We start from the raw sequence: 24,428 nt of genomic DNA on the forward strand, positions 1-24,428 counted from the left end.
ACGCTTCTATTTGGTCGTCACTCACGCACATTTTGATGTGAGTTCCTTGTACTTGGCCATAATTGTATTTATGCACTCCGCATTTATCCTTGGATCTACTGACTTATTTTTACCAAAGACATGATTTTTGCCATCACTTGTGGTGATCACTATATTTTTTTTGCCATCCTGTATTCTGGTTGTAATGGACTCTATTTCACTTACAGGAATTATCTCGAGCATCCAGTAATTGACAGATACAAAGTATTTACCGGTAACATAGATTCCATAAACCCTGTCATAGTAGGATGGATAATGCTTAATCTGTATTCCTACGTCAATCAGTCTTTCTGATGAGTATCTTCTAAAGCTCCAGATAGGAATAAGGCTTACCATTCCTACCAGAATCAGTAATGATGAGAAACACAGATATTTGTAATAAAACATGTCATATCCGCCAACGTATTTTCCCATGGTAATGTCAATCGCAAAGAATACGTTAACCGTTACTGCTAATGGTATAACAAGTGCCATCATCTGATAGGTATCCCTCATATTCCTATCAAGAAGGAATGGGCTAAGTAATGGCCTAAACTTTTTCTTTTTAAGCTTTTCGTATTTCCTGTTAAGGGCATCGGAAAATGCCTGATTTTTCCTGCGTTCCAATCTCTGTAAGATGAGATGATTGACTGCCTTGGCAGGTTCAAAGTGTCTGACATACAGGGTCTTATTAGTTCCCATGGTAGTAACAATTTTAATAAAAGCCGGGCGATTAAAGTCTCCCGAATCATAAAGATTATAACTGCTGATCTTCTCTATATTCTGCACAGAATATGTTGAGCTATTACACCAGACAATGAATCTACTGAATATGAAGACCTGAGATCCACGCACATAATAAGCTTCTCCGCTCTTAATATCGCTGGCAATTTCTGCTATTACCGGGATTAACTGCACTAAACTTACAGTTCCGGCCACAACACGAACTATGAAAACCATAAACATCACGATCGGCAACCAGCAGATAAACATGCCTGAAATAGATAAGAGTCTTACCAATATTTCTACCGCACTGTCACTGACGGATAAGCTTATGGCTAACAGAGTACACATAACACCGATAATTATCCAGGAAGCCACGAATGAGAAAACAAGTACCTTTAGTTCACTGAAGTATGCGTTAAATACCTTTCTAAGGCTCTTTAATGGATATATAAAGTCCTCTGTATTAAGCTTCTCATCACTAAGGATTCTGCATCCATATCTTGCAAGGTTTCCCAATAGGTACTGATAGCCCTGATGAGTGGAGGATACTTTCAGAATGACCTTTTTATTGCTGTCAGTTATAGTAAGATCATCTGTCTTTTTATCAACCTTACAGGTTAAGTCCTCGATAAAGTAATAGCACGTTTTCTTGCCTGTAAATAACAGAACATTTTTTACCGGATACACTGTTGTCTTTAAATGCTTTTTGAACATTCCCTCGGGAAGAACGTATCCAAAGGGAATCGAATAAGTATCCGCATCGGCATATCCAAGGAAAAAGCTAAGGATTTGCTTGTTATCAGCCTTTTTTCTTTTTATTTTGATATTTGCAATATCAACCTGGGTAGCCAGGAATCTTGAACGAAGTTCTGTGTATTCCTGGCTAGTTCTATCTCCAAACAGTACACTATCAATGATTTTGACTGATTCTTTTGAAAGACTACTCGTAGCCCCCAGAACATCAAGGAAATGCTCTATAAATTCAGGGGTTATTTCCTCTTTGTACGGAGACTTTGCCCATCCTCCAAACAGTGTTTCAATTATATTTCTGTTCCCGTAGATTTCCGGCTTTGTGGCAACAATAGCCATCATATCCCTTGAAAAAGCAAGCATTCTCTTCTGCCTTTGGGAAAGCCTGGAATTATCGGAAATCTTGCTAAAATCAAGAGCATCTTCTCTTCGGTCTTCGCCATTTTTCAGGGCATTACTGAAGTCAAGATTATCCTCATCAGGATCGTCATACTCATCCCAGGTCTGTCTGTATGAATTTGCTCTTGTAACTCCCTGCGCATATCTTACAGCCATTTTGTAGCTGTCACGAAGCTTTTTAAAATCCTCCGGATGCTCCGCCGGATGATATTTCTTGGCCGCTTCGGCATATGCTCTTTTTATCTCATCTATATCACTGGTTGGTTCTATTCCAAGCCAGTCCCAACTACTTTTATTCATCTATTCACCACAGATATCAGTTATACACTCGTTCTGATAGTCTGTATTCCTCCAAGAATACATACAATTTCTTCTTATTAGATGCTGCAAAAAATTTCTATCACAAACTCGATAATTATACTAATTTCCAACCGCCTATGCAATCACAAGATATAGTCACTCCAAAAACGAAAAAAGTAATATAATACTTTAGAGCAAAAGAACTATTTTGAAAAACAGATGGAAAAAAATATGAGAAATAACACAAACAAACTAAGCACCAAGCAAATAATCTCAATGACCGTTTCTACAGTAATTATCCTTGTAGGAGTTGCATTCCTCCTGGTATTCCTGGAAGAGAATTTTAAGGATCCTAAGGATATAGACATTACAAATCAGAAATCTCCTGGCATTAAAGTCGTTGAGCATTCCAAAAAAATGGGTGGAACTGCAGATATAGATTATTCTGAGCTGGATTTAACGATAGCTGTCGTTGATCAGGTTGTATATTGCAGTGATGGTCGTATATATGACAACTTTACAAAGCTTGATAAATCAGATTTTAGCTGTATTTATAACAGCAATTCTACAGCCGCTATCATTTCAGATGACAACAGGAGCTATTATATTGATGCTAATCTGATTCCGGTGATTATAAGTGATGATATTCATTATGGAGGATGCCGGTTTTCTCCAGATGGAGAGAAGATTCTTTTTGAAAGCAGTTCAGAAAAAAAGTTTGTTTTATTTTATCCTAACCGCGAAGCATACTATGATATTGAACTCGATGAAAAGCTTGACTACAATACTTTGGTAAACCACACTGTCTTATCTCCTGACTTTGAAACCATTGCCTTTTCTACAAAAAGAGGCACCACAGTCTTCAATTTCGAGACCGGTACAATACTGTATACCAAAGAGAGCTATAAACCCCTTGCTATATCTGATGAGGGCAAGAAGGGGTTCTTTGAACTATATGATAAAAAAGAACTCTATTATTACCATGATGAACAGATGGACCGTATTAGTGATATAAATGTAAGTGAGCATTATGTTATAAACCACGATTGTACCGAGATTCTATTCTATTACTGGAATGAAGATGCTATATGGTATTTTAATAGCGGAATGGAACAGGCCAAAAAAATTTTGGACCACAAGCCTGATAGAATGTTTATAGCAAATTACGGAGAACTATTTACCACCAATTACTTTAAAAGATACTTGGACATAGATAGCTTTTTCCCTTTATTTATCCGGGCATATGAGGATGATTTTTACTATTTTTCTGACCTTCAATCAGAGCCGGTTGTTGTTGGCTATTCTGAAATTAAAGATAAGGATTATGTAGTAAATGTGACCGATAAAGGCGTTGATATTATCTACGTCTACGAAGGTGCCTGCTTTGGAAGAAGTGATGTAAAAGATGATCTCTACAATCTTCATATAAACAAGGATGGTTATGATAAAAAACTAATTAACGAAGGCGAAAAGGAATATATTGCCGAATATGCTGTAACACAGGATTATTCAAATATCTATGTTAGGTCAATTACTCTTAATGATCACAAAGCTCTGATCCGTAAATATGGAAACGATAAGTGCACTGACCTTGTAAGCGCCGATGATTACAGAGATATTAATTTTACATACTGTCCTACCACCGGAAAACTTTACTATTGTATGGATGGTACTCTTTATTCTATTTCTGAGAGCGATAATGAGATCATCCCAGAATGTGTTAACGCCAAGGAAATATCTGCATTTTATAATTATGACTCGTTTCCTTGCTTTAAAGGCAAAGATGGAAATAAGTATACATATATCTACGGAAATGTTGTAAGAATAGAGTAATAAAGCTGGTTTTCATTCAAAAAAAGTCCTGAAACATCGATTATCTATCAATGTTTCAGGACTCTTGTTATTATATCTGTTTTATTCTTGTTCTTTCTTGGTCTCAGGGAAGATAATCTTATTAACAAAGAAGAATACTACCATGCTGACACCGCCGTTAAGTACAGTTGTTCCGATATTGTAAATAAATGGCTTTACAAACTTACCTGCTACAGCAACCCAGATACAGTTGATGGAGTTAACGATGCAGGTGATGATAATAAATGCAACGATGTACCACGCAATCTGCTTGCCGGGCTTATCATGGTTACGGAATACAAAGAGCTTCTGAATTGGGAAGTTGATACATTCTCCAATAACCATTGCGATCATATATGCTGTAAAATAAGCAAGACCGCCATGAGCCTGATCGTAGCCCAAAATATTCCAATCAAAGGTCTCTCCGGCTATAGTAAGAGGGATTCCCGGCCATCCGAAAGCTCTGTCTCCTAAAAATGCAAAGGCTGCAGGAAGGAATGTAAGAAGCAGATACTTAAATACAGTAATCAGATTACTAACGATTACAAACAGTCCTCCTTCTCTTACCCACTTAGCAATCTTTGGGTGTTTTTCCTCAAAGTTTTTCCAAAAATTCATTTTTTTTATTCCTCCATTACTTCTTTATCTTGGCCTCATACTCCTTGTTGAGCTTGCCGTTTCGGAAGTATCCGCTGATGATCTTACCAAGTCCTCCAAAGAACTTACCGTTAACAAGTTCTACGATTCCGTCTACCATATCCATGCTCACAGCACCTGCTGTCATCTTGGCCATAGCTCTAAATGGCATGTTGTAGATAAACAGGATATTAAGATCTGGCTTGCCGCTCTCATCAGCCTTTTTCTTCATTGCAGTAAGACGCTTGTAAGCAAATCTGGCAAGACCGCTCTTAGCATAATAGAGCTGGCAAATTGCATCATTACTTGTAAGCTGGCCACTCCACTTTCCATCAGGAATAGGTCTTCCAAGAAGCTTCTCAAACTCAGCGTTCTCTACGCTCTGAATCTTGCCGCTATAATATGTAGGAAGCTCAGCTTCATCATAAGGAAGTTCAGTAGTAGTTGCCTGTCTTGTAACAGCTCCTTCAAGTCTGATATCAGCACTGCTTGCACCGATTCTGATCAGATACTGTCCGCCTTCTACTTCCCACCTGTTAGTCTTAACATTCCAGTAACGGAAGGTCTTATCGTCAAAAGAAATCTCAACTTTCTTGCTCTCACCGGGTTTTAATGAAACCTTTGCAAAGCCCTTAAGTTCCTTCTTAGGTCTAAATACTTTGGCACCCGGAAGTGAAACATAGAGCTGTGCAATTTCTTTTCCTTCCATCTCACCAATATTCTTGATGTTAAAGCTTACGCCGTTCTCCTTAACTTCAAGATCACTATATTCAAACTTTGTATAAGAAAGACCAAATCCAAATGGATAAAGAACCGGAATATCTGCGGTGTCATAATATCTATAGCCAACATATAAGCTTTCTCTGTACTCTGAAGTTCTCTGTGAGCTTGGATAATAACGGTATGCAGGAGTATCCTCGTGACGTCTTGGGATAGTCTCTGAAAGCTTACCGGATGGGTTAACTCCACCTGTGAGAATATCCATAGCTGCGCCTGCCCCGGCCTGTCCATTGAGGTAGCAGTGAAGGATTGCCTTGAAATAGTGATGCCATGGCATCTCAATAGCAGAACCTGCGCTGATAACACCTACAAGGTTCTTGTTAACCTGTCCAAGCTCCTGAAGGAGATTGATCTGATTCTGAGGAATTCTCATGTGTGTTCTGTCCATACCTTCAGACTCGCTGTCCTCATTAAGTCCGAAGAAGAAAAGAACTATATCAGCTCTTGATGCGATATCAAGGGCTTCCTTCTTGGTTGCAGCATCCTCTTCACCATTACGTGAATAGCCTCTGGAAGAACCAATAACCTGAAGATCATAGTTACCGATAACTTCAGATATTGTCTCTATCTTAGTAGGATTAACAAGTGATGAGCCTGCTCCCTGATATCTTGGAACAAATGCAAAATCACCAATAATAGCTACCTTTGAACCCGGCTTAAGAGGAAGGATATTACCCTCGTTTTTCAAAAGAACTGTACTCTCTGCTGCAGCTTTTCTAGCTACTGCATGGTGTGCTGGCTTATCAAAGTCACTTGGCTTATTCTGGGCATTAACATACAATGTCATGACTGCATCTAAGAGTTCATCTACTCTTGCGTCCACGTCAGCGATACTGATCTTGCCGCTTTCTACAGCTGCAATCAGCTCTCTTGCAGAATCAAGACCTGGATTAGGCATCTCAAGGTTGGAACCTGCTGCCACGCCAAGGGCATGATCATTGGATGCGCCCCAGTCTGTAATTACTATTCCGTCAAATCCCCAGTCGTCTCTCAGGATATCAGTCAAAAGATGCTTATTTTCGTTGGCATATGTGCCATTGACCTCATTGTACGCTGACATGATAGTCTTGGCCTTACCTTCTTTTACAGCAATTTCAAAACCAGTCAGATATATCTCTCTTAAGGTACGTTCATCAAGAACTGAATTCATAGCCATACGACGAAGCTCCTGAGAGTTCACCGCAAAGTGCTTGGGACATGCATAAACGCCCTGGGACTGGATTCCCTTAACGTAAGATGCTGCCATTTTACCTGCAAGATATGGATCTTCTGAAAAATACTCAAAGTTTCTTCCGCAAAGAGGACTTCTTTTGATATTAAGTCCCGGTCCAAGAAGGACATTTACGCCTTCTGCCATTGCCTCTTCGCCAAGAGTCTTACCTAGTTCTTCGCCCAGCTCTTCATCCCAGCTGTTTGCGATTGTTGCTGCTGTAGGGAAGCATGTCGCAGGAACTGATTCGTTAAGTCCAAGATGATCTCCTGCTCCAGCCTGCTTTCTGATACCGTGAGGGCCATCAGAACAGAATATTGAAGGAATTCCAAGTCTCTCAAAATCTCTGGTCTGCCATTCACCCTTACCACTTAAAAAAGCAGCCTTCTCTTCGATTGTCATCTTCTCAATGATATCTTGATATTTCATTTTTTCCCTCGCATTACCTTTATTTACAATATGGAATCTTAGGCAGGCGAGAACCTTCTCACCGCCTAAGATTCCTGCATTAAATTTATTGTTTATTCAGTAGCTGAATAATTACTGCTGTGCTGTCTCAGCTGCTGCCTCTTTTTCTCTGTTCTTCTTGAAGTTCTTGCAGAATACAGCCATAAGGCAAACCATAAGTGCGCCGAATACAACATCAAGTACGATCATGAGAATCTTCCATGAAGCCATACCTTCCTTGAGATTCTCAGGTGCATATGCACGGCTGTTAACTACAGTGTAGAGAATGTTCTTGGTAGCCTCACGCATAGCCTGCTGAGCTCCGTTTGTATCTCTGAACTGAACATTGTTTGTAGCTGTTGGATAGTTAACAAGCATACAGTCTGTACCATTTCTGATAGCCTGGTCAGATGACATGTAGCCATATACTCCGAAGTAGTCAGTAAGAACGAAGCCATTGAAGCCCCACTCATCTCTGAGTACTGTCTTAAGAAGTTCCTTACATCCACCTGCCCAACGGTTACCAATGTAGTTGAAGGAAGACATAACTGCTGTCATCTCAACATTCTTAACTGAGATTTCGAAAGGCTTTAAGTAGATTTCACGAGCTGCCTGCTCATTAGTCCATGTGCAGAGCATGTCGCATCTGTTGCCTTCCTGGTCGTTGAATGCAAAGTGCTTAACGTAAGCATATACTCCGTTTGCCCATGAGCCCTTAGTAGCCTCAGAAGCAATCTTACCTGAGAGAACACCATCCTCTGAGTAGTACTCAAAGTTACGTCCTGCAAAGGCTGTTCTGTGAATGTTCATAGCTGGTGCATACCAACCAGATACATCCATCTCGTTAGCCATCTTACCGATGTAATCACCGAATGAATAAGCGAGATCCTTGTTGAATGTAGCTGCAATTGTAACACCTACAGGGAATCCAAGTGATCCAACGCCTGTGAAGTTATTGTTGATAGAAGCAGGGCCGTCACAGTCATTTGTACGAACCTTACCGATTGACTCAACTGAGTTTGTCTGGTATCCGCCAAGAGAAATAAGAGCGTTCATATCATCAAGTGACATGCTGTTAAGAAGCTCATCCCACTTAGCATCATCCTTAGCTACGCCACGAAGGTCCTTAAGTGTAAGGCTTGTTGTAGCGCCTGTTGTAACTGCTGCTGCGTTTGGATCCTCGTCAGCTGCTGTAGCCTCTGGTGTGAGGTAGTTGCTGATGTTATAGAAAGTAGCCTTAGCATCTGCAGGCATATTGTAATCTGTAGGAGCTGCTGTAGCCTTGGCATAATTAGCATAGCCATCTGCTCTTGAAAGATATTCAAGACCACCATTTGCAAAATCAAATGTGTTTGTAGCTGTAATCTTGTCGCTCTCTCTCTTGTTTGTTCCGTCATAAGTAACAGTTGTTCCAACTGAGTATGTTCTGGAATCGATCACATTGTGAGAATCCTTGTTGATAGAGATCTCATAATCACCTGCATCAAGAACATATGCCTTAGCATTCTGGTAATCATAAGAAGCCATATCTTCTGCTGCAAAAGAGATAGTGATTGTCTCAGAAGCTCCAGGCTCAAGCATTGAAGTCTTGGCAAATTCTACAAGGTTTGCAGAAGCCTTCTCAATTCCGCCATTCTCATAAGGAGGATTGTAGTAAACCTCTACAACGTCCTTACCTGCAACTGAACCTGTATTTGTTACAGTAACATCAAAGGAAATTGTTCCGTTTGACTCTGTAATATCACCCATTGTCTGTTCAAAGGATGTGTATGAAAGTCCATATCCAAATGGATACTGAACAATGCTGTCATAATCAATGAGACCTTCAACTGCTGCTGTCTCATAGAACTTATAGCCAACATAGATGCCTTCAACATAGTTGATAAAGCTTACTTCTGCCTTGGTCTCAACACCTGTGAATCCTGTTGAAACATAGGCAAAATCTTCCATGTTTGTGTAGTTGAAGTCACCAAAGTTGTTCCACCATGGTGTTTCCTTCATGTTGTAAACATAAGTATCGATAGTTCTGCCTGACGGGTTAACTTCGCCGGTAACAATCTCTCCAAGAGCCTTCATACCAACGTGTCCCATACCTGCTGCCCAGAGAACTGACTTGATCTGAGGATGATCCTTGATAAATCCAAGCTCAAAAGCATTAGCTCCGTTATATACAAGGATAACCTTGTCGAAGTTAGCGCATACAAGGTCGATCATCTCTTCCTCTCTGTTTGTAAGCTGAAGATAGTGATCACCTGCATCCCAGTCGTTACCCTCGTTGAGAGTATCGTCATAAGTTCCTGCTGTATATGTAGTTCCATCCTTGAATGAACCATCAACAACAGCTGTCATGTTAGCTGGAAGGTCAGCACCCTCACCGCCTGAACGGCTGATAACGATCATAGCTGTATCTGAGTAGCTCTTTGCATTAGATATAAGCGAATCTGTGTAAAGAGATACATTTGGTTCAGGAAGTGTCCAATCCTGATTCCACATTCCAACTACAGGTCTGTCAGCCTTGTAGTCTGTATAGAACTTAGTAAGTTCTTCATTAGTCTCAATTCCTGCACTCTTAAGTGAAGCAAGAAGATCAATAGTGTCATAAGCATCGTTAAGAGCACCTGAACCAGCGCCACCAAGGATAGGATTTGTTGAAGCCCATCCAAAAACATTAAGTTTGCTTCCAGAAGCTACTGGAAGAGTATTAGAATCATTTTCAAGAAGTACGATGCCTTCTCTTGCAATATCCTGAGCAAGAACAGTTGTCTCATCAGAAGTCTGCTTGCTGATGGTTCCCTTTCCGCTTACAAGATCAAGCATTGTGCTCATAGGTCCTGTCAGGATCATATTCACACATACAACAATACCAGTAAGCATAGCAACAAGTGCTGTGCCTCTTACAAGCTTCTTAGTTGACTTCTTGAGTTTCATAACTGCGATCATGATAACGATAGCAACCGCAATTATCACACCAATAGCAATCAAATAAGACTTGATTGAATTGAGGACGTTGATGACGTCCGCCATGTTGATAGATAACATAGATTGAACCTCCCTTTTCATAATAGGTAGTGGACTGGTCAGGACCAAAACCCGTGTTTGACTGCCGCATGACACACTCGCAGCAGCGCTTACAGTAAGAGATTAACACGCAAAAATAAAGCGTGCCGTTTTTGTCATAAACGGTACGCTTTTTGTCATGAAATGCATTTTTATTTAATTGTTCCGAGTCTGCATGGTTCACATAGTATGCATGATTCACTCTCTCTTGGCGTGCTTCCTTATCTTTTCCTCATACATATTGTCATCCATATGCTTAAAGAAGCTATCTATATTGTCTTTTTCCGGATCATATAGCGCATATCCCAAGGAAAGTGACAGCTTATACTGGCGGCCCTCAGTATCATTGAAAAGATCTACCTCATCCCTTATATCCCTTATAACTTTCTGCATAAATTCATCAGTGCTGTCTTTCATGATAAGAATAAACTCATCTCCGGCAAATCTGACAGCCATGGCCTTATCCGGTTTACTGAGTGTTATTACTCTTGCGCAGTCTATAAGGGCCTCATCTCCGGTAGAATGTCCGAAGGTATCATTTATCTTTTTAAAAAAGTCCACATCAATCATGATTCCGCCCATGTGGCTTCCAGGATCCTTGGAATGGCTTTCAAGGAGATAGTCCAAATACGCTCTGTTATAAAGACCTGTGAGTGTATCCAGATAGGAAAACTCATTCTGCATGGACATATATATAGCAGTGATACCTATGGCAAGTGATATCCAGATCAGAGATATCCCATAGAATATCGCCTGCAAGACACATCCTACTATAATAGGGCCTATCATAAGATAAATAGGGAAAAATCTGACCTTGCCATATCTTTCCTCATATTTATGCACCAAAGCTACGCTGTATAACATGTAACAGAACTCTACAATATAGAATACATAGCTAAATGGCAATCGATGGTATACATTGGATTCGTCCATGTAAAAGACGATAGGAACAAACATGTTAAGAAGAGCCGCAAAGATTAAGATAAAAGCCGGTATAGATACATATTTATATCTTTTCCTGATTCTGGCCCTTGATTTGTATAGCTTAAGATCTGTGTACATGCACCAGCCCACGACAAACACAGGATTAGTAATAAAACAATAGGTATTGCCTAAGAGATTTATGACTCTGAAAAGAGGTCCTTCTTTACCATCACTGTAAAACACCAAAAAATCAACAACGCATGCTACCGCAGACATGATTGCTATCATGGTAAATATTCTGAATTCATCTCTTTTTGCGGATCTGCGAACATGGCTGCTGATGAGCATCGCAATCAGCATCAGAAAGCCCATGAAATCCGCTATTGCTACCGCCTGCAGATTCATACTTTGTTCCCCTTTGGAATCAGCATCTTTAACTCAAACCAGTTGTCATTGAGGTTAAAATTAAGTGTTCCATGGTACTTTTCGACAGTATACCTGATACTTTTTAGCCCAAATCCATGATTTCCCTTGTCTGCCTTGGTAGTAACAGGATAACCGTTCTTAATTTCAATTGTATTCTCGCAGTAATTATTTATCTGAATCAGTATAAAGTTCCTTTTCTGGGAAAGAGAAAGATGGATCAGTCTCTTTTCCGGATCATCAATCAAAGTTACGCTCTCAATAGCATTATCAAGGGCATTACCAAAAATAGTACATATATCAGTAACATGCATGAAATCCAGAATATCGCCGTCTGCAACACAGGTTATCTTAATGTTGTTGGCTCGGCAGTTCATCATCTTACCGGCAATAAGTGTATCCAAAACACTGTTGCCTGTTTCAAGTTCAGGACTATAGGATTCAAGTTCCTGTTCCAGAGAGTCAATCCACTTTTTACGCTCATCATCGCTCATCTCTGCACGAAGTCCGGCGATCTGATGCTTAAGATCATGATACTTCATATTAATAATTTCAAAGGTGGATTGATAGTTTCTGTATTTATCGTACTGGGCCTTTAGCATAGAATGAATGTTTCGGAGTTCTTTTTCCGCCAAAAGTTCACAAATACGGCTCTGATAAACATACAGAATCATAATACCCGCAATATCAACCAGAGTTCTGATATAAAAAATATCTGCAGCAAGGCCTCCGGAAAACGGAGTATTACTGAATACAAAACTAAGATTACTAAAAGCAAACACCAATACTGCGATAACAATAGCCGCCCATAGCTCACGGTTGTTGATCTCAAGCTGGAATACACCTCTTGTAATACCAACCTCCATATAATGAGCCCAGATAAAAACAAGGGTATATACCCCTATTAAGATCAGAGCCTGAACCCAAATGGAGCTTGTCATATTTCTGAAAAAGCATGCAAGCTGCCATTCCAGGGATGCTGCAAGCTCAGCGAGTAAAAATGCCCTTGCACAGTAGTACCCAATAACATTCCTACTGTCATCGCAAGTAAACGCCATGTAAGCATACATGATGCCAACAGCTATAAGCATACAGGGAATCCAGAAAGCCACCGGAAGTCCCTTGGTAAGAACCAGAAACATACTCTGAACAATAAGGCACAAAATCGTCACAAGGATAAAATCCTCGTTTTTGATCTTGCGCTTCATGACCATGCAATAGGTAAGGCATGCAAGCCATTCAGCAATGGCTGTGTATATTCTGGGTATGTCTTGATAAATAGTATCCATAAATAACCCGTTTATGGCAAAGACGCCATGTAATCAGTAAGTGCAGACATGAAATCATTTTTCCTGGCTCTGCTGACAAGAAGCTGCTTACCGGCAATAATGCAGGCGCCGTTTTCTACCCCATCCACAAATTTGAGATTTACCAAATATCCCTTATTGCTTCTGAAAAAATAGTAGGGTGAAAGCTGCTCCTCAAAATCACCTATCTTGGCCCTTATAGTAAAATCTCCACCTGTTGTATAAAAGGTGAGATTATGACCTTCACTTTCTATATAGAAGATATTGTCTATATCGAGCTTTCTCACGCCGGAAGGCGTATCCACTGATATGATCTTGGATGAAGACTTGCGCATCTTGCTGATGGCTCTTCCAAGTTTCTGGGAAAATGCAAAGTAGCTGACGGGCTTAAGCACATAGTCAAGGGCATCTACCTGATAGCCTCTTATTGCATAGTTTGTCATATTGGTTATAAACATTATGACTACGTCACTATCAAGCTTCCTTATTTCTTCTGCCGCAGTCATGCCGTCCATGAGCTTCATTTCAATATCCATCAGGATAATGTCAAATTGCCCCTTATAATCATGGGTTATCTCATCTCCATCGGAGAATCTTGAGATTTTGAAATAGTTACCACTCTCAGCCTGATACTGATTAATATATTCAATTAGCTGGTTTGCATATGAATCTTCGTCTTCTACGATTGCCAGTTGAATCATGTATCGTCTCCGGTGCTGTTAATTGCTGCGCAAATTGCATGATTACATTACTTGTTCATAAAGGTCCGAACATTGATTCCGTTAACCTCGATGTGATCATCAACGGCAATTACAAGACACTGCCTTCCATCTACAATCTTAGATTCAACAAGGTCTGTTCTATCCGGTTTAACCTTGATAACAACATCAGGAGTCTCAATATCAAACTTCTTGGTAACCAGGTTGCTGGCAAGAAGCGGATAATCCTCATCACCTGCGCACTTTTCATAGGTCTTGTCAAAATACTCAAGACGCTCTTTGGCAACGCCGCTATCCTGAAGAAGCTGCTTAACGTCCTTCTTGGTTAGCTCTAAAGGCTCCGGGTCTCCCTCATGATCCTCAATCATATCATTCAAGTTGTCGTGAATGTTTCTCATAATGTCGTAGTCCGCATCTTCGCCTATAGCATCCTGAACTACCGCATCAAAAAGATCCTTCTGCTCCGGCGCAGATATTGGTGCTACTCCTCCGAACATTGCCTCCACAAATTCAGGCTGAAGGTCGTCAGGCTTCTTGGTGAAATACAGCATGTTATGGATATCTGTATCTCTTTCTATAAATGCAGGGAAAAGAAATCCCTTGGTAGGCCCTTCTACTATCCAGTCACGGTATCTTTCCTCAATAGAGTTCTTGGACTCATTATAGCCAAGGCCTGCCTTGGAAAGCTTAACCGGACATATGCTGCAGAGAATGTAGTCGTAAATCTTGTCAGAAGCATCCTCCATCTCAATTCCATCGCTTGTAACGCCGGGAATATCATATACAGCATGAACCAGAATAATATAGTAGTTCTCACCATTAACATAATTGGCAATGATCTTGTCGTAGCATTCCTCAACAAGCTCATCGTCTTCCAGTCTTGAGTTCCTTAAGGTCAAAAGAAAATCCTGAGTCCCTCCTGGCTGTTCCTGGTCTAGAGGGAACTCAAGACTAATAAGGTTCTTGCCAAAAGTACCTGCAAGTGTATGCTGGAAAATGTCGAGATATTTGAACATTTCCTCCTCTGGTAGTTGTCCAAAGGCCTTTCTAAAAGTAAGTCTCTTGTTCTTTTCGTGATCAACATAGCATCCGCAAATGTGATCTATTGTGCATCTGTCCGGTGTAAACTGTTTCTTGATCTCTAATGTTTCTGCCTTATTCATTGTAAGTATTACTGTCCTTTATTCATAAATTTTTGGCACATGTCCACTGCAAACTGCACCGGATACAATTGTACCATGATGGAATCAATAAGGTCACCTATTGTCATCCTAAATGCTATTTTAACAAATTTATCATAGGTAGTATCAAACATTTTTTCAAAAACTTTGATACTCTCAACATCAATCTGATTAACTACAGGTGTACTGATATCTGTAGGTACACCGAGCATAGATGAAAGAGATGTTGCACTTGTCCCCATCATCTGATTCATAGCCTCAGAAGCCGCAGAAAGATGAAGTTCTGTAATCTCTCCTGCAGTATTGGTTCCATCACCGCCCATCATAAGGTCGGTCATAACCTTAACATCATGCTCTTTCAGAACAAGCACGTTGTTTCCCTGAAGTCCTTTAACATAATGGATCTGTACAAAGATACAGGTCTTCTCATAATCATCCAAAGCTTCACTTCTCTTAATCATCTTTACATTAGGAGTAGTGATATCAACCTTTTTATTAACCATCATACTCAAAGTGGTTGCGGAATTACCCATACTGATATTTGCGATCTCACCAATGATATCTATCTGTTCCTGGGTTAAATTCATATCTTCCAAAATCAGCACCTCCTAAAGCTTTAATGTAGAAAAACTCTAATATCATTTTAATATTTCAGCCGCACTCTTGTAAAGAATGTTTACGCTTTAATGATAAAGCTTTATTGTTTTTTAATACTTTAGAACTGAGTTGGGACTCCTCTTACCATGCGCGTTTTAATGATCGTGCTGAGCGTTTGTGATTGTTTGTTGTTTTTTTATGATTAATTCATAAAATTTTAACTGATTGTTTGTGATTAATTTTGATTGTTTTTGATTTTCATTCATGTTATGATTCAACTGTAATTGAAAAGCAATCAATCTTTATTGTTGTTTTCACAGACATTTCGAGATAACTGATCACAGCTCTCATAATTTTCTTTTTACATCAGGGGGAAACATAAATGCTCACCAAGGAACGCCAGGATTTAATAGTTTCATATATAAATGAAAAAAATGCTGTAACAGTTGCAGAGCTTATGGAGGAATTTGGTGCCTCTGCTGCGACAATACGAAGAGATCTGGCCACGCTTCACGATGAAAAGCGAATAATCAAGGTCTTCGGCGGAGCCACTTCAGTTTCAGACAGCGACGTGAATACCTTTGAGCCAAGTGTTTCAGCCAAAGCGGCGCTTAATATAGAGGAAAAGGAAGCTATCAGCAGATATGCTGCTTCACTGATTCACGATGACGATTTTGTTTACATTGATTCAGGTACTACAACCCTTGAGATGATCAAATACATAACCAATACCAAGGCTAAGTACATCACAAACGGAATCGTTCATGCCAAGAAGCTTTTGGAAAAAGGTCTTAACACCATGATCATTGGTGGCAGATGCAAACCTACCACAGAGGCCATTATCGGCCCTGACTGTATAGAAGGCATCAGCAAATATCACTTTACCAAGGCTTTCATGGGAACAAACGGAATATCACTGCATGCAGGCTATACAACACCTGATGTAGATGAGGCGCTGGTCAAACAGGAAGCTGTCAAACATGCTTATGTTTCGTATATACTGGCTGACCACACCAAATTTGGCAAAGTAAGCTCAGTGACCTTTGCCGAGATACCTAACTGCTGCATCATCACTGACAGTGAAGTTTCTAAGAACTACAGCAGTAAAACAATCATCAAAAATGTTAACGATGGAGACAAGGAGAAAAAATGATCTACACAATTACCTTTAATCCCGCAATTGATTACGTTGTGCGCATGGGATCGGAACTGCTCCCGGGGATGACTAATCGCTCAGATTCAGAGGAATGCTACTTTGGCGGAAAGGGAATAAACGTTTCTACCATATTGCAGAATCTCGGACTTGAGAACACCGCACTTGGCTTTGTAGCCGGTTTTACCGGTAAGGCCATTGCAGAAAGCGTTAACAAAAAAGGAATCAAGGCTGATTTCATTGAGCTTCCTGAGGGAATATCAAGAATCAATGTCAAGATTAAGGGCGCTGCTGAGACAGAGATAAATGCCCAGGGTCCTAAGATTCCACAGGAAGCCATCGACAAGCTCTTTTCACAGCTTGATGCCCTTAAGGACGGTGACACGATCATCCTGGCAGGAAGCATTCCAAATTCACTTCCAAGCGATATTTATGAAAAGATTCTTGAAAAGCTGTCAGACAGAAAGATCAATACTGTTGTGGATGCCACCAAAGATCTTTTAAAGAACGTTCTTAAATACCACCCATTTCTCATTAAGCCCAACAACCATGAGCTTGGAGAAATGTTCGGAACTGTTCTTAAGACAGACGATGAAATCGAAACTCACGCTAAAAAACTACAGGAAATGGGCGCAAGAAATGTACTTATTTCCATGGCCGGAGACGGCGCAATGCTCATCACTGAAACCGGTGAGAAATTCAGAGTAGGTGTTCCAAAGGGACAGGTTCGTAACTCAGTAGGCGCCGGTGATTCAATGGTTGCAGGTTTTGTTGCAGGCTATATGAGGGCTCACGACTACGGAGAAGCTCTCAAGATGGGAACCGCAGCAGGAAGCGCTACTGCTTTCTCTGATGACCTGGCAACAGGTGAGGCAATCAAAGAGCTCTACTCTAAGCTTTAATGGATATAAGTGAGTGTAATCCACTCTTTATATAAAGAAAAAAGGTACAAGGTAAATGGGGAAAAACCCGTAAAGGAGGGACTAATGAAAATCACAGATTTACTCAAAAAAGATGGCATAAGCATCAACGCTTCTGTCGCTGACCAGAACGCAGCTATTGACGCTCTGATCGATTTACATGAGAAGGTTGGTAATCTTAACAACGTATCTGCTTTCAAAAAAGCAATTCTCGCAAGAGAAGAAAAAGGATCTACAGCTATCGGAATGGGAATCGCCGTTCCACACGCTAAATCATTTGCTGTAGCAAATCCAGGTCTTTCAGCTATGACTGTTCCGGCAGGCGTAGACTACAAGTCACTTGACGGAAATCCAAGTAAACTGTTCTTTATGATCGCTGCACCTGATACAGCAGCAGATACTCACCTCGAGGTTCTTTCAAAGCTCATGACTCTTCTTATGGATCAGTCATTTGCTGCAAAACTTCTCGAAGCTAAGACTCCAGAAGAGTTCCTTAGCATCATCGATGCCAAGGAAGCAGAAAAAGATAAAGAAGAAGCCGCTAAGAAGGCTGCTGCAGCAGCTCCTGCTCCGGCTCCTAAAAAGCTCCTTGGTGTTACAGCATGTCCTACAGGTATCGCTCATACCTTCATGGCAGCTGAAGCTCTCGAGCTTAAGGCAAAAGAAATGGGTCTTTCAATCAAGGTTGAGAAAGACGGTTCTGCAGGCGCTAAAGACGTTCTTACAGCAAGCGAAATTGCTGAGGCAGATGCAATCATCATTGCCTGCGACAAGAACATCGATATGGGAAGATTCGATGGCAAGGAAGTTATCATTACTTCTACCAAGGAAGCCATCCACAATCCTGAAGCTCTTCTCAAGAAGGCAACAGACGGCGAGACAACTCACTACAAGCACACAGGCGCTGTAACAAAGACTTCTGATACAGCAAACGAGTCAATCGGAAGACAGCTTTACAAGCACCTTATGAATGGTGTATCACACATGCTTCCATTCGTTATTGGTGGCGGTATCCTGATTGCTATCGCATTCCTTCTTGATGATTATTCAATTGATCCTAGCAACTTTGGTTCAAACACACCGGTTGCTGCATGGTTTAAGACAATAGGCGGCGTTGCATTCGGCTTCATGCTTCCTATTCTTGCAGGTTTCATTGCTCAGAGTATTGCTGACCGTCCAGGTCTTGCAGTTGGTTTTGTAGGTGGTGCTCTTGCATCAACAGGTGCTACTTTTGCAGCTCCCGGCGGAGATATTCCTTCAGCTTTCCTTGGTGCTTTGGTAGCCGGTTTTGCTGCTGGTTATATTGTTCTTTTCCTGGAAAAGATCTGCGAAAAGCTTCCACAGGCCCTTGAGGGAATTAAGCCGGTTCTCATCTATCCTCTCTGCGGTATCCTTGTGATCGGTCTTGTAATGTGCGCTATCAACCCTATCGTTGGTGCTCTTAATGCATGGATCACAGGTGTCCTCGAAGGAATGGGAACAGGTTCTATCGTAGCTCTTGGTGTTCTCCTTGGCGCTATGATGGCAACAGATATGGGTGGCCCTCTTAACAAGGCTGCATACGTATTCGGAACTGCTGCTCTTGCAAACCAGAACGAAACAGGCTTCATGATCATGGCTGCAGTTATGGTTGGTGGTATGGTTCCTCCAATCGCTATCGCACTTGCAACTCTTATTTTCAAAAACAAGTTCACAGCAGCTGAGAGAAAATCAGGTCCTGTAAACTTCATCATGGGACTTTGCTTCATCACTGAGGGTGCTATCCCATTTGCAGCTGCAGATCCACTCAGAGTAATCCCATCTCTTATGGTTGGCTCTGGTGTAGCAGGCGCATTATCAATGGTATTTAGATGCACACTCCGCGCTCCTCACGGCGGAATCTTCGTATTCCCTGTTGTCGGAAACGTTGGAATGTATCTTGTAGCTCTCCTTGTTGGATCAGTAGTTGGATGTCTCATGCTTGGTCTTCTCAAGAAAAAAGTAGAAGAATAATTTGTAGCTAACATGCACAGTCGGCTAAGTGCCGGCTGTGCCTTGGCAATATAGAAAGGAAATATTAAATATGGTATCACAGAAAATCACAGTAACTAACGAACAGGGAATGCACATGCGTCCGGCAAGTCTCTTTTGCCAGACTGTTACTCCTTTTGCAAGTGACGTTAAGGTAGTATTCAACGGCACAACATATGATGCAAAGAGCGTTATGATGCTCATGAGCGCATGTATCAAATGCGGAAGCGAAATCGAGATCGTGTGTGATGGTCCTGATGAGGCAGACGCCCTCAAAAAGGCTATCGAGCTTGTTGAAAGTGGACTTGGTGACTAATATCCCGGGAGGTACTGAATGTACAAAGGAATAGCAGCTTCCAGAGGAATTGGAATCGGCAGCATCTGCGTTATCGTAGAGCACGACCTTTCCTTTGAGAAGAAAAAGATTGAAGATACAGCCGCTGAAAAAACACGTTTCCAGTCTGCAGTTGATTCTTTTAAAGAAGAGACCATGAAACAGGCTGAGGATATAAGGAAAAGAATCGGTCCCAAGGAAGCAGAAATCCTTGAGGGCCACCTTGTTATGATTTCCGATCCTTCCATGTCCGGTGAGATGACCAAAATGATAGATGCCGGCCAGTGTGCCGAAGCTGCCGTAGAGGCAGTCTGTGACATGTTTATCGGCATGTTCTCACAGATGGACGACGAAATGATGAAGCAGCGTGCTTCCGATATCAGCGATATCAAGGTTAGTTTGTTAAAGCTCCTTTTAGGAATCAAAGATATTGATATTAGCAAAGTTGAACCCGGAACAATCCTGGTTGCCAAGGATCTTACTCCTTCCATGACATCCCAGATCAACAACAAAAATGTTGCCGGAATCATCACTGAAGTGGGCGGTAAGACTTCTCACTCTGCTATCCTTGCAAGAGCCCTTGAAATCCCCGCAGTTTTGTCAGTGGCCGATATAACCACATTGGTAAAAGATAAAGACACTGCCATCGTAGATGGTACTGAAGGTATTGTTTATATCAATCCTGAAGGAGACGTTTTATCCAAATACCTTATAAAGCGTGAGGATTTCATCCGCAAGCAGTCCGAGCTTAAGGGATTTTTAGGAAAAGAAACTGTCACAGCAGATGGCGATGCTGTTGAACTTTTCTGTAATATTGGAACACCCAAAGATGCCAAAAAAGCTCTTGAATGTGACGGCGAAGGCATAGGTCTTTTCCGCTCAGAGTTCCTGTTTATGGACAACAATCACCTTCCTACCGAGGAAGAACAGTTTAATGCATACAAGGAAGCTGCTGTTATCATGGGTGGTAAGACAGTAATTATCAGAACCCTTGATATTGGCGGCGACAAGGACATTCCTTACCTTGGAATGAAGAAGGAAGAAAATCCATTCCTTGGTTACAGAGCTGTAAGATATTGCCTTGGAAACAAAGAGGCATACATGATGCAGCTAAGAGCCATTGTAAGAGCCAGCGCTTTTGGTAAGGTAAAGATCATGCTTCCTCTTGTAACCTGCGTTGATGAACTTCGCGAGGTTAAGGAAATGGTTGCTGAGATCAAAAAGGATTTCGATACAAACGGCATAGACTACGACAAGAACATTGAAGTCGGTTGTATGATTGAAACACCTGCAGCCTCTCTTATCGCAGATATCCTTGCAAAAGAGGCAGATTTCTTCTCAATCGGAACCAATGACCTTACACAGTACACCATGAGTGTAGACAGAGGAAACAGTGACGTTGCTTACCTTTACTCCACCTTCCAGCCTTCCGTACTTCGTTCAATAAAGCACATTATTGAATGCGGAAGAAATGCAGGAATTCCTGTAGGAATGTGCGGAGAAGCTGCCGCTGATCCTCTTATGATCCCGCTTCTGATCTCATTTGGACTTACAGAGTTTTCTGTTAACCCGGTTCTGGTTCTGACAGCCCGCTGCATTATTTCCAAATGGAGCAAAAAAGAGGCTGATGAACTCACAGAGAAGATCATGAGTCTTTCAACCGAAAAAGAAATCGTAGCCGCACTAAAAGAAGCTTCTAAAGACTGATATTTAGTTTAGATAAAATGAAAGATCCCTAAACCATTTGTGATTTAGGGATCTTTTTTTACATCCTTAAGGGGATGTATATGGAGTGGACGTATGAAGTATGAAACCTGGTCACGAAGCGTTTTGTCGTGATTCAGGTAACTGAGCAAGTAAATCATTGACGGGAACAGGTCTGTAATCTATTCCCAAAACATGCATGGTGACCTCATCTACAAAGATATCGTAGATCATCCATTCAGTAGAAAAACTAATCTCAAAAAAACCATCCTGAGTAGTTATAATAGTATCTCTCATTTCCTGTTCCGAAACGCCTGCTGCATTTGCCGCGGCGTAAATAGCCATATTCTTTTTATTTACCATAGCTTTTCTCCTTGTTGTCAAAACATACTATCTGTTAGTGAAAACCTCCAAGTAAACCGTCTACTATTCCAATACTATATGATGCTATATCTGTAACTTCTCCTCCAATATCTGCCGCCTCATTCAAGGCCTCTCCTACCACATCATTAACAAGCTCATCTGACGCAGCTATTACTCCATCCACTGCTGTCAAAGTGTCAGCTATATATGATGTTTCCCCATAATAATCTGAACCGCTGTTTGAATTATTCTCAGGATTATATACCCTATTGGCAGATGTATCTGCCGGTTCTGAAACAGAAACTTCTACGCTGTCATTTCCTTCATTAACACTTACGTTTACAGAATTGTCGCTTACTTCCACATTGACGGAATCATTGTTATGAAGAGCATCCGTTCCTGATGTTTGCACAACAGTCACGTTAACGGAATCATTTTTTTCCTGAAGAGTCTTAACTTCCTCTTTGCCGGGAGAATATGGCATATTTGCAGCTGTCCTCTCATTTCCGTTTGTGTATGGAAGGTTAATGACTCCCTGTTCATCCTCTTCAACGTAATCATCGTAGTCTTCTCCGGTATAGGTAATACCTTTGATATTTTCCTGCAAGTATAAATCAGAGCCTCTGATTTCTACTTCCTTGGAAGCCTTATACTCTGCTTCATCCTTCAAAGACTCCAGCGGAATCAGGGCTACCTCTACCTTATCTGCAGCCCTTGTAAAAGAGCATATGGAAAGCGAACCACATAGGATAACCAGCATGGCTACAAGGTAATAGGTCGTCTTTTTGTAATTAAAGATCTGCTTGACTCTGGTGCCGACCCCAACTTCGCCAAAAGCTACCGGGTAGCCAACAGCAAGCCTTCTGCCTGTACTGCAGGAGAGAAGGGACTTGGCATAGGATTTCTTTTCATCTAAAGACATGTCCCTGATTACTCTCTCATCGCAAGCAAGCTCAATATCTCTGCTAAACAAAACAAATGATACCCATACAAGAGGATTAAACCAGTGAATAGCAACCAGAATAAATCCCAGCTGTTTTCTTATGTGATCAAGTCTCTTAAGATGTGCTGTCTCATGGGCAAGGACATTATTGATAGTATCAAGATCAAGTCCTGAGGGCAGATAAATCGTAGGTCTAAGAAGCCCAAAGACAAAGGGGCTTTCCACATCATCACACACATACACTCTTTCACTTGAGTTGTACCTGATAGAAGCCCTGGTTTTCCGCCAGATTTTAAAAAAGCTATACCCTGAATACCCAAGAACTGCAAGCATACCAATGAGCCAAATTATCTCGAGAACCATGATACTTCCCTGATGTTTTTTGTTCTCACTGTTTTTCTCTACTGCTGTTGTTTCACTCTTATAAGCGTCAGTTACGTAAGCTACCTGTGTATCTGCTGAAGAATCGAAAGCAGTTCCGGATACTGTCATTTCTTCATTTTTTGTGTCCCCGTCAGCAAAAAACTGTTCTACAGCACTTCCAAAATTTGGCATAAATCCAAGTCCCGATTCAAACTGGACCGGTACAATAAGCCGCAGCGCCACAATAGCCCACAGCGCTCCCATAAACCACTTAGGAGCCCTTTTAAGCGGGATTCTGACAATTATCACGGCTATCATAAGAACAAGCGCAGCTATGCTCATTCCCAGAACCTTTATAAATAAATACCCCATATAATCACCCTTTGCCGATTAAATCATCAGCATTATTTTCCGTCTATAATCTTTCTAATCTCTTCTATCTCTTTGTCAGAGAGTTTCTGTCTGGAGGTAAAAGCAGCCAAAAATGCCGGCAGTGATCCTCCGAAAGCCTCATTAACAAAGTCCTCGCTCTTTTTGGTATAGAACTCATCCTTGGAAATCCTGGAGGTAACTACACCGTCCACATTCTGGAACATTCCCTTATCACAAAGCTTTTTTAAAACTGTATAGGTTGTGGACTTCTTCCAATCGAACTTCTCTGCGCAGAGCCTTACCAGTTCTCCGGATGCAACAGGCTCATTATCCCAGATCAACTCAGCAAATTTCATTTGTACTTCGCCAAATTCTACGGCCATATTCCTACCTCGTGTCTTACTAATGGTTATAGGTATCGGTTGCCATTATTTAGATAAAATATTTTGCGCATGGTCTACAACGTGTAGACTTTGTATTTTTAGTTTATAGCCTATAGACCAATCTGTCAAGGAAAATGTTACATATTTAGTAATATTTTTTAAACTGCTTTTTTTACATCAAAAAAGAGCTTAAGGCGGATATATCACCTTAAGCTCTTATATACTATTAAAAACTATTATCTCATGCTGCGAAGCATTTCGATTGCTGTCTGAGGTCTTGATTCAGACTTAGCATTTTGTGTGTCATATTTAGCAAGAAGTCTTGCTCTCATCTCTTCAGGATGATTATATAATTGATCCATTATTCGATCAAAGGCCTGTTTCCATTCGCCCATTACATTACCTCCAACAAATCCCCCCCGGACCCGATGTAAGAAAAACATCACTACAAATTAAGTATCATCACTGTCTAACAACGCTAGCGCTTAATATCGTAACCGATTAATCCATCAGTGGCAATGTGAAAATGCACAAAAATATGTGAATTAATTGTGAATA

Annotated in this window: 19 protein-coding genes; 6 read left to right on the forward strand and 13 right to left on the reverse strand. The window is 41.0% G+C overall.

Features of this window, described 5'->3' with window-relative positions; all coding sequences use genetic code 11:
• Positions 1 to 21 precede the first annotated feature (21 nt).
• Positions 22 to 2,193: a J domain-containing protein gene (locus tag G613_RS0114045; protein WP_029233223.1), complete on the reverse strand. Its 2,172-nt coding sequence runs from the start codon at positions 2,191 to 2,193 to the stop codon at positions 22 to 24.
• 231 nt (positions 2,194 to 2,424) lie between these two features.
• Here G613_RS0114045 and G613_RS0114050 point away from each other — a divergent pair, with 231 nt between their 5' ends.
• Entirely contained in the window at positions 2,425 to 4,026 is a 1,602-nt protein-coding gene (locus G613_RS0114050) for a hypothetical protein (protein WP_029233224.1), read from the forward strand.
• Positions 4,027 to 4,107: 81 nt separating this feature from the next.
• On the opposite strand, the gene G613_RS0114055 is transcribed toward G613_RS0114050, so the two are convergent.
• The 8 genes from G613_RS0114055 to fliY form a co-directional block, all read right to left on the reverse strand.
• Positions 4,108 to 4,662 (reverse strand): GtrA family protein, encoded by a 555-nt coding sequence (locus G613_RS0114055; RefSeq protein ID WP_029233225.1) that lies wholly within the window; start codon positions 4,660 to 4,662, stop codon positions 4,108 to 4,110.
• A 16-nt stretch (positions 4,663 to 4,678) separates the two neighbouring features.
• Entirely contained in the window at positions 4,679 to 7,099 is a 2,421-nt protein-coding gene (locus tag G613_RS0114060; protein ID WP_029233226.1) for a glycoside hydrolase family 3 C-terminal domain-containing protein, read from the reverse strand.
• A 111-nt stretch (positions 7,100 to 7,210) separates the two neighbouring features.
• A complete protein-coding gene (locus G613_RS0114065; RefSeq protein ID WP_029233227.1) occupies positions 7,211 to 10,156 on the reverse strand; it encodes a glycoside hydrolase family 3 N-terminal domain-containing protein in 2,946 nt (981 codons plus the stop codon).
• A gap of 216 nt (positions 10,157 to 10,372) precedes the next feature.
• Complete coding sequence (locus G613_RS0114070; protein WP_029233228.1) at positions 10,373 to 11,503, reverse strand: GGDEF domain-containing protein; 1,131 nt, start codon at positions 11,501 to 11,503, stop codon at positions 10,373 to 10,375.
• Positions 11,500 to 12,810, reverse strand: coding sequence for an ATP-binding protein (locus G613_RS0114075; RefSeq protein WP_029233229.1), 1,311 nt, complete (start codon positions 12,808 to 12,810; stop codon positions 11,500 to 11,502). Before G613_RS0114075 ends, G613_RS0114070 begins: the two co-directional genes overlap by 4 nt.
• 11 nt (positions 12,811 to 12,821) lie before the next feature.
• Positions 12,822 to 13,529, reverse strand: a complete 708-nt coding sequence (locus G613_RS0114080) for a LytR/AlgR family response regulator transcription factor (protein WP_029233230.1) — start codon at positions 13,527 to 13,529, stop codon at positions 12,822 to 12,824.
• A gap of 47 nt (positions 13,530 to 13,576) precedes the next feature.
• Positions 13,577 to 14,710 (reverse strand): DUF4317 domain-containing protein, encoded by a 1,134-nt coding sequence (locus G613_RS0114085; RefSeq protein WP_029233231.1) that lies wholly within the window; start codon positions 14,708 to 14,710, stop codon positions 13,577 to 13,579.
• Between the two features lie 8 nt (positions 14,711 to 14,718).
• Positions 14,719 to 15,315, reverse strand: a complete 597-nt coding sequence (gene fliY, locus G613_RS0114090; RefSeq protein ID WP_242826156.1) for a flagellar motor switch phosphatase FliY — start codon at positions 15,313 to 15,315, stop codon at positions 14,719 to 14,721.
• Between the two features lie 392 nt (positions 15,316 to 15,707).
• Here fliY and G613_RS0114095 point away from each other — a divergent pair, with 392 nt between their 5' ends.
• From G613_RS0114095 to ptsP, 5 genes are all read left to right on the forward strand, one after another.
• A complete protein-coding gene (locus G613_RS0114095; RefSeq protein ID WP_029233233.1) occupies positions 15,708 to 16,478 on the forward strand; it encodes a DeoR/GlpR family DNA-binding transcription regulator in 771 nt (256 codons plus the stop codon).
• Positions 16,475 to 17,380 (forward strand): 1-phosphofructokinase, encoded by a 906-nt coding sequence (gene pfkB / locus G613_RS0114100; RefSeq protein ID WP_029233234.1) that lies wholly within the window; start codon positions 16,475 to 16,477, stop codon positions 17,378 to 17,380. The genes G613_RS0114095 and pfkB overlap by 4 nt, the downstream gene beginning before the upstream one ends.
• Before the next feature lie 84 nt (positions 17,381 to 17,464).
• A complete protein-coding gene (locus G613_RS0114105; RefSeq protein ID WP_029233235.1) occupies positions 17,465 to 19,390 on the forward strand; it encodes a PTS fructose transporter subunit IIABC in 1,926 nt (641 codons plus the stop codon).
• Between the two features lie 70 nt (positions 19,391 to 19,460).
• Positions 19,461 to 19,724, forward strand: coding sequence for an HPr family phosphocarrier protein (locus G613_RS0114110; protein ID WP_029233236.1), 264 nt, complete (start codon positions 19,461 to 19,463; stop codon positions 19,722 to 19,724).
• 18 nt (positions 19,725 to 19,742) lie between these two features.
• Complete coding sequence (gene ptsP / locus G613_RS0114115; RefSeq protein ID WP_029233237.1) at positions 19,743 to 21,449, forward strand: phosphoenolpyruvate--protein phosphotransferase; 1,707 nt, start codon at positions 19,743 to 19,745, stop codon at positions 21,447 to 21,449.
• 111 nt (positions 21,450 to 21,560) lie between these two features.
• Here ptsP and G613_RS0114120 read toward each other — a convergent pair whose 3' ends face one another.
• From G613_RS0114120 to G613_RS19590, 4 genes are all read right to left on the reverse strand, one after another.
• Positions 21,561 to 21,809 carry a hypothetical protein gene (locus tag G613_RS0114120; protein ID WP_029233238.1) on the reverse strand — a complete coding sequence of 83 codons (249 nt, stop codon included), beginning with the start codon at positions 21,807 to 21,809 and terminating at the stop codon, positions 21,561 to 21,563.
• A gap of 34 nt (positions 21,810 to 21,843) precedes the next feature.
• Positions 21,844 to 23,487 carry a M56 family metallopeptidase gene (locus G613_RS18795; RefSeq protein ID WP_029233239.1) on the reverse strand — a complete coding sequence of 548 codons (1,644 nt, stop codon included), beginning with the start codon at positions 23,485 to 23,487 and terminating at the stop codon, positions 21,844 to 21,846.
• A gap of 32 nt (positions 23,488 to 23,519) precedes the next feature.
• Positions 23,520 to 23,870 (reverse strand): BlaI/MecI/CopY family transcriptional regulator, encoded by a 351-nt coding sequence (locus G613_RS0114130; RefSeq protein ID WP_029233240.1) that lies wholly within the window; start codon positions 23,868 to 23,870, stop codon positions 23,520 to 23,522.
• A gap of 236 nt (positions 23,871 to 24,106) precedes the next feature.
• Positions 24,107 to 24,265, reverse strand: a complete 159-nt coding sequence (locus G613_RS19590) for a hypothetical protein (RefSeq protein ID WP_155828098.1) — start codon at positions 24,263 to 24,265, stop codon at positions 24,107 to 24,109.
• Positions 24,266 to 24,428: the final 163 nt, after the last annotated feature.

This window comes from Butyrivibrio sp. VCB2006 (assembly GCF_000420945.1).
Lineage (GTDB): Bacteria > Bacillota > Clostridia > Lachnospirales > Lachnospiraceae > Butyrivibrio.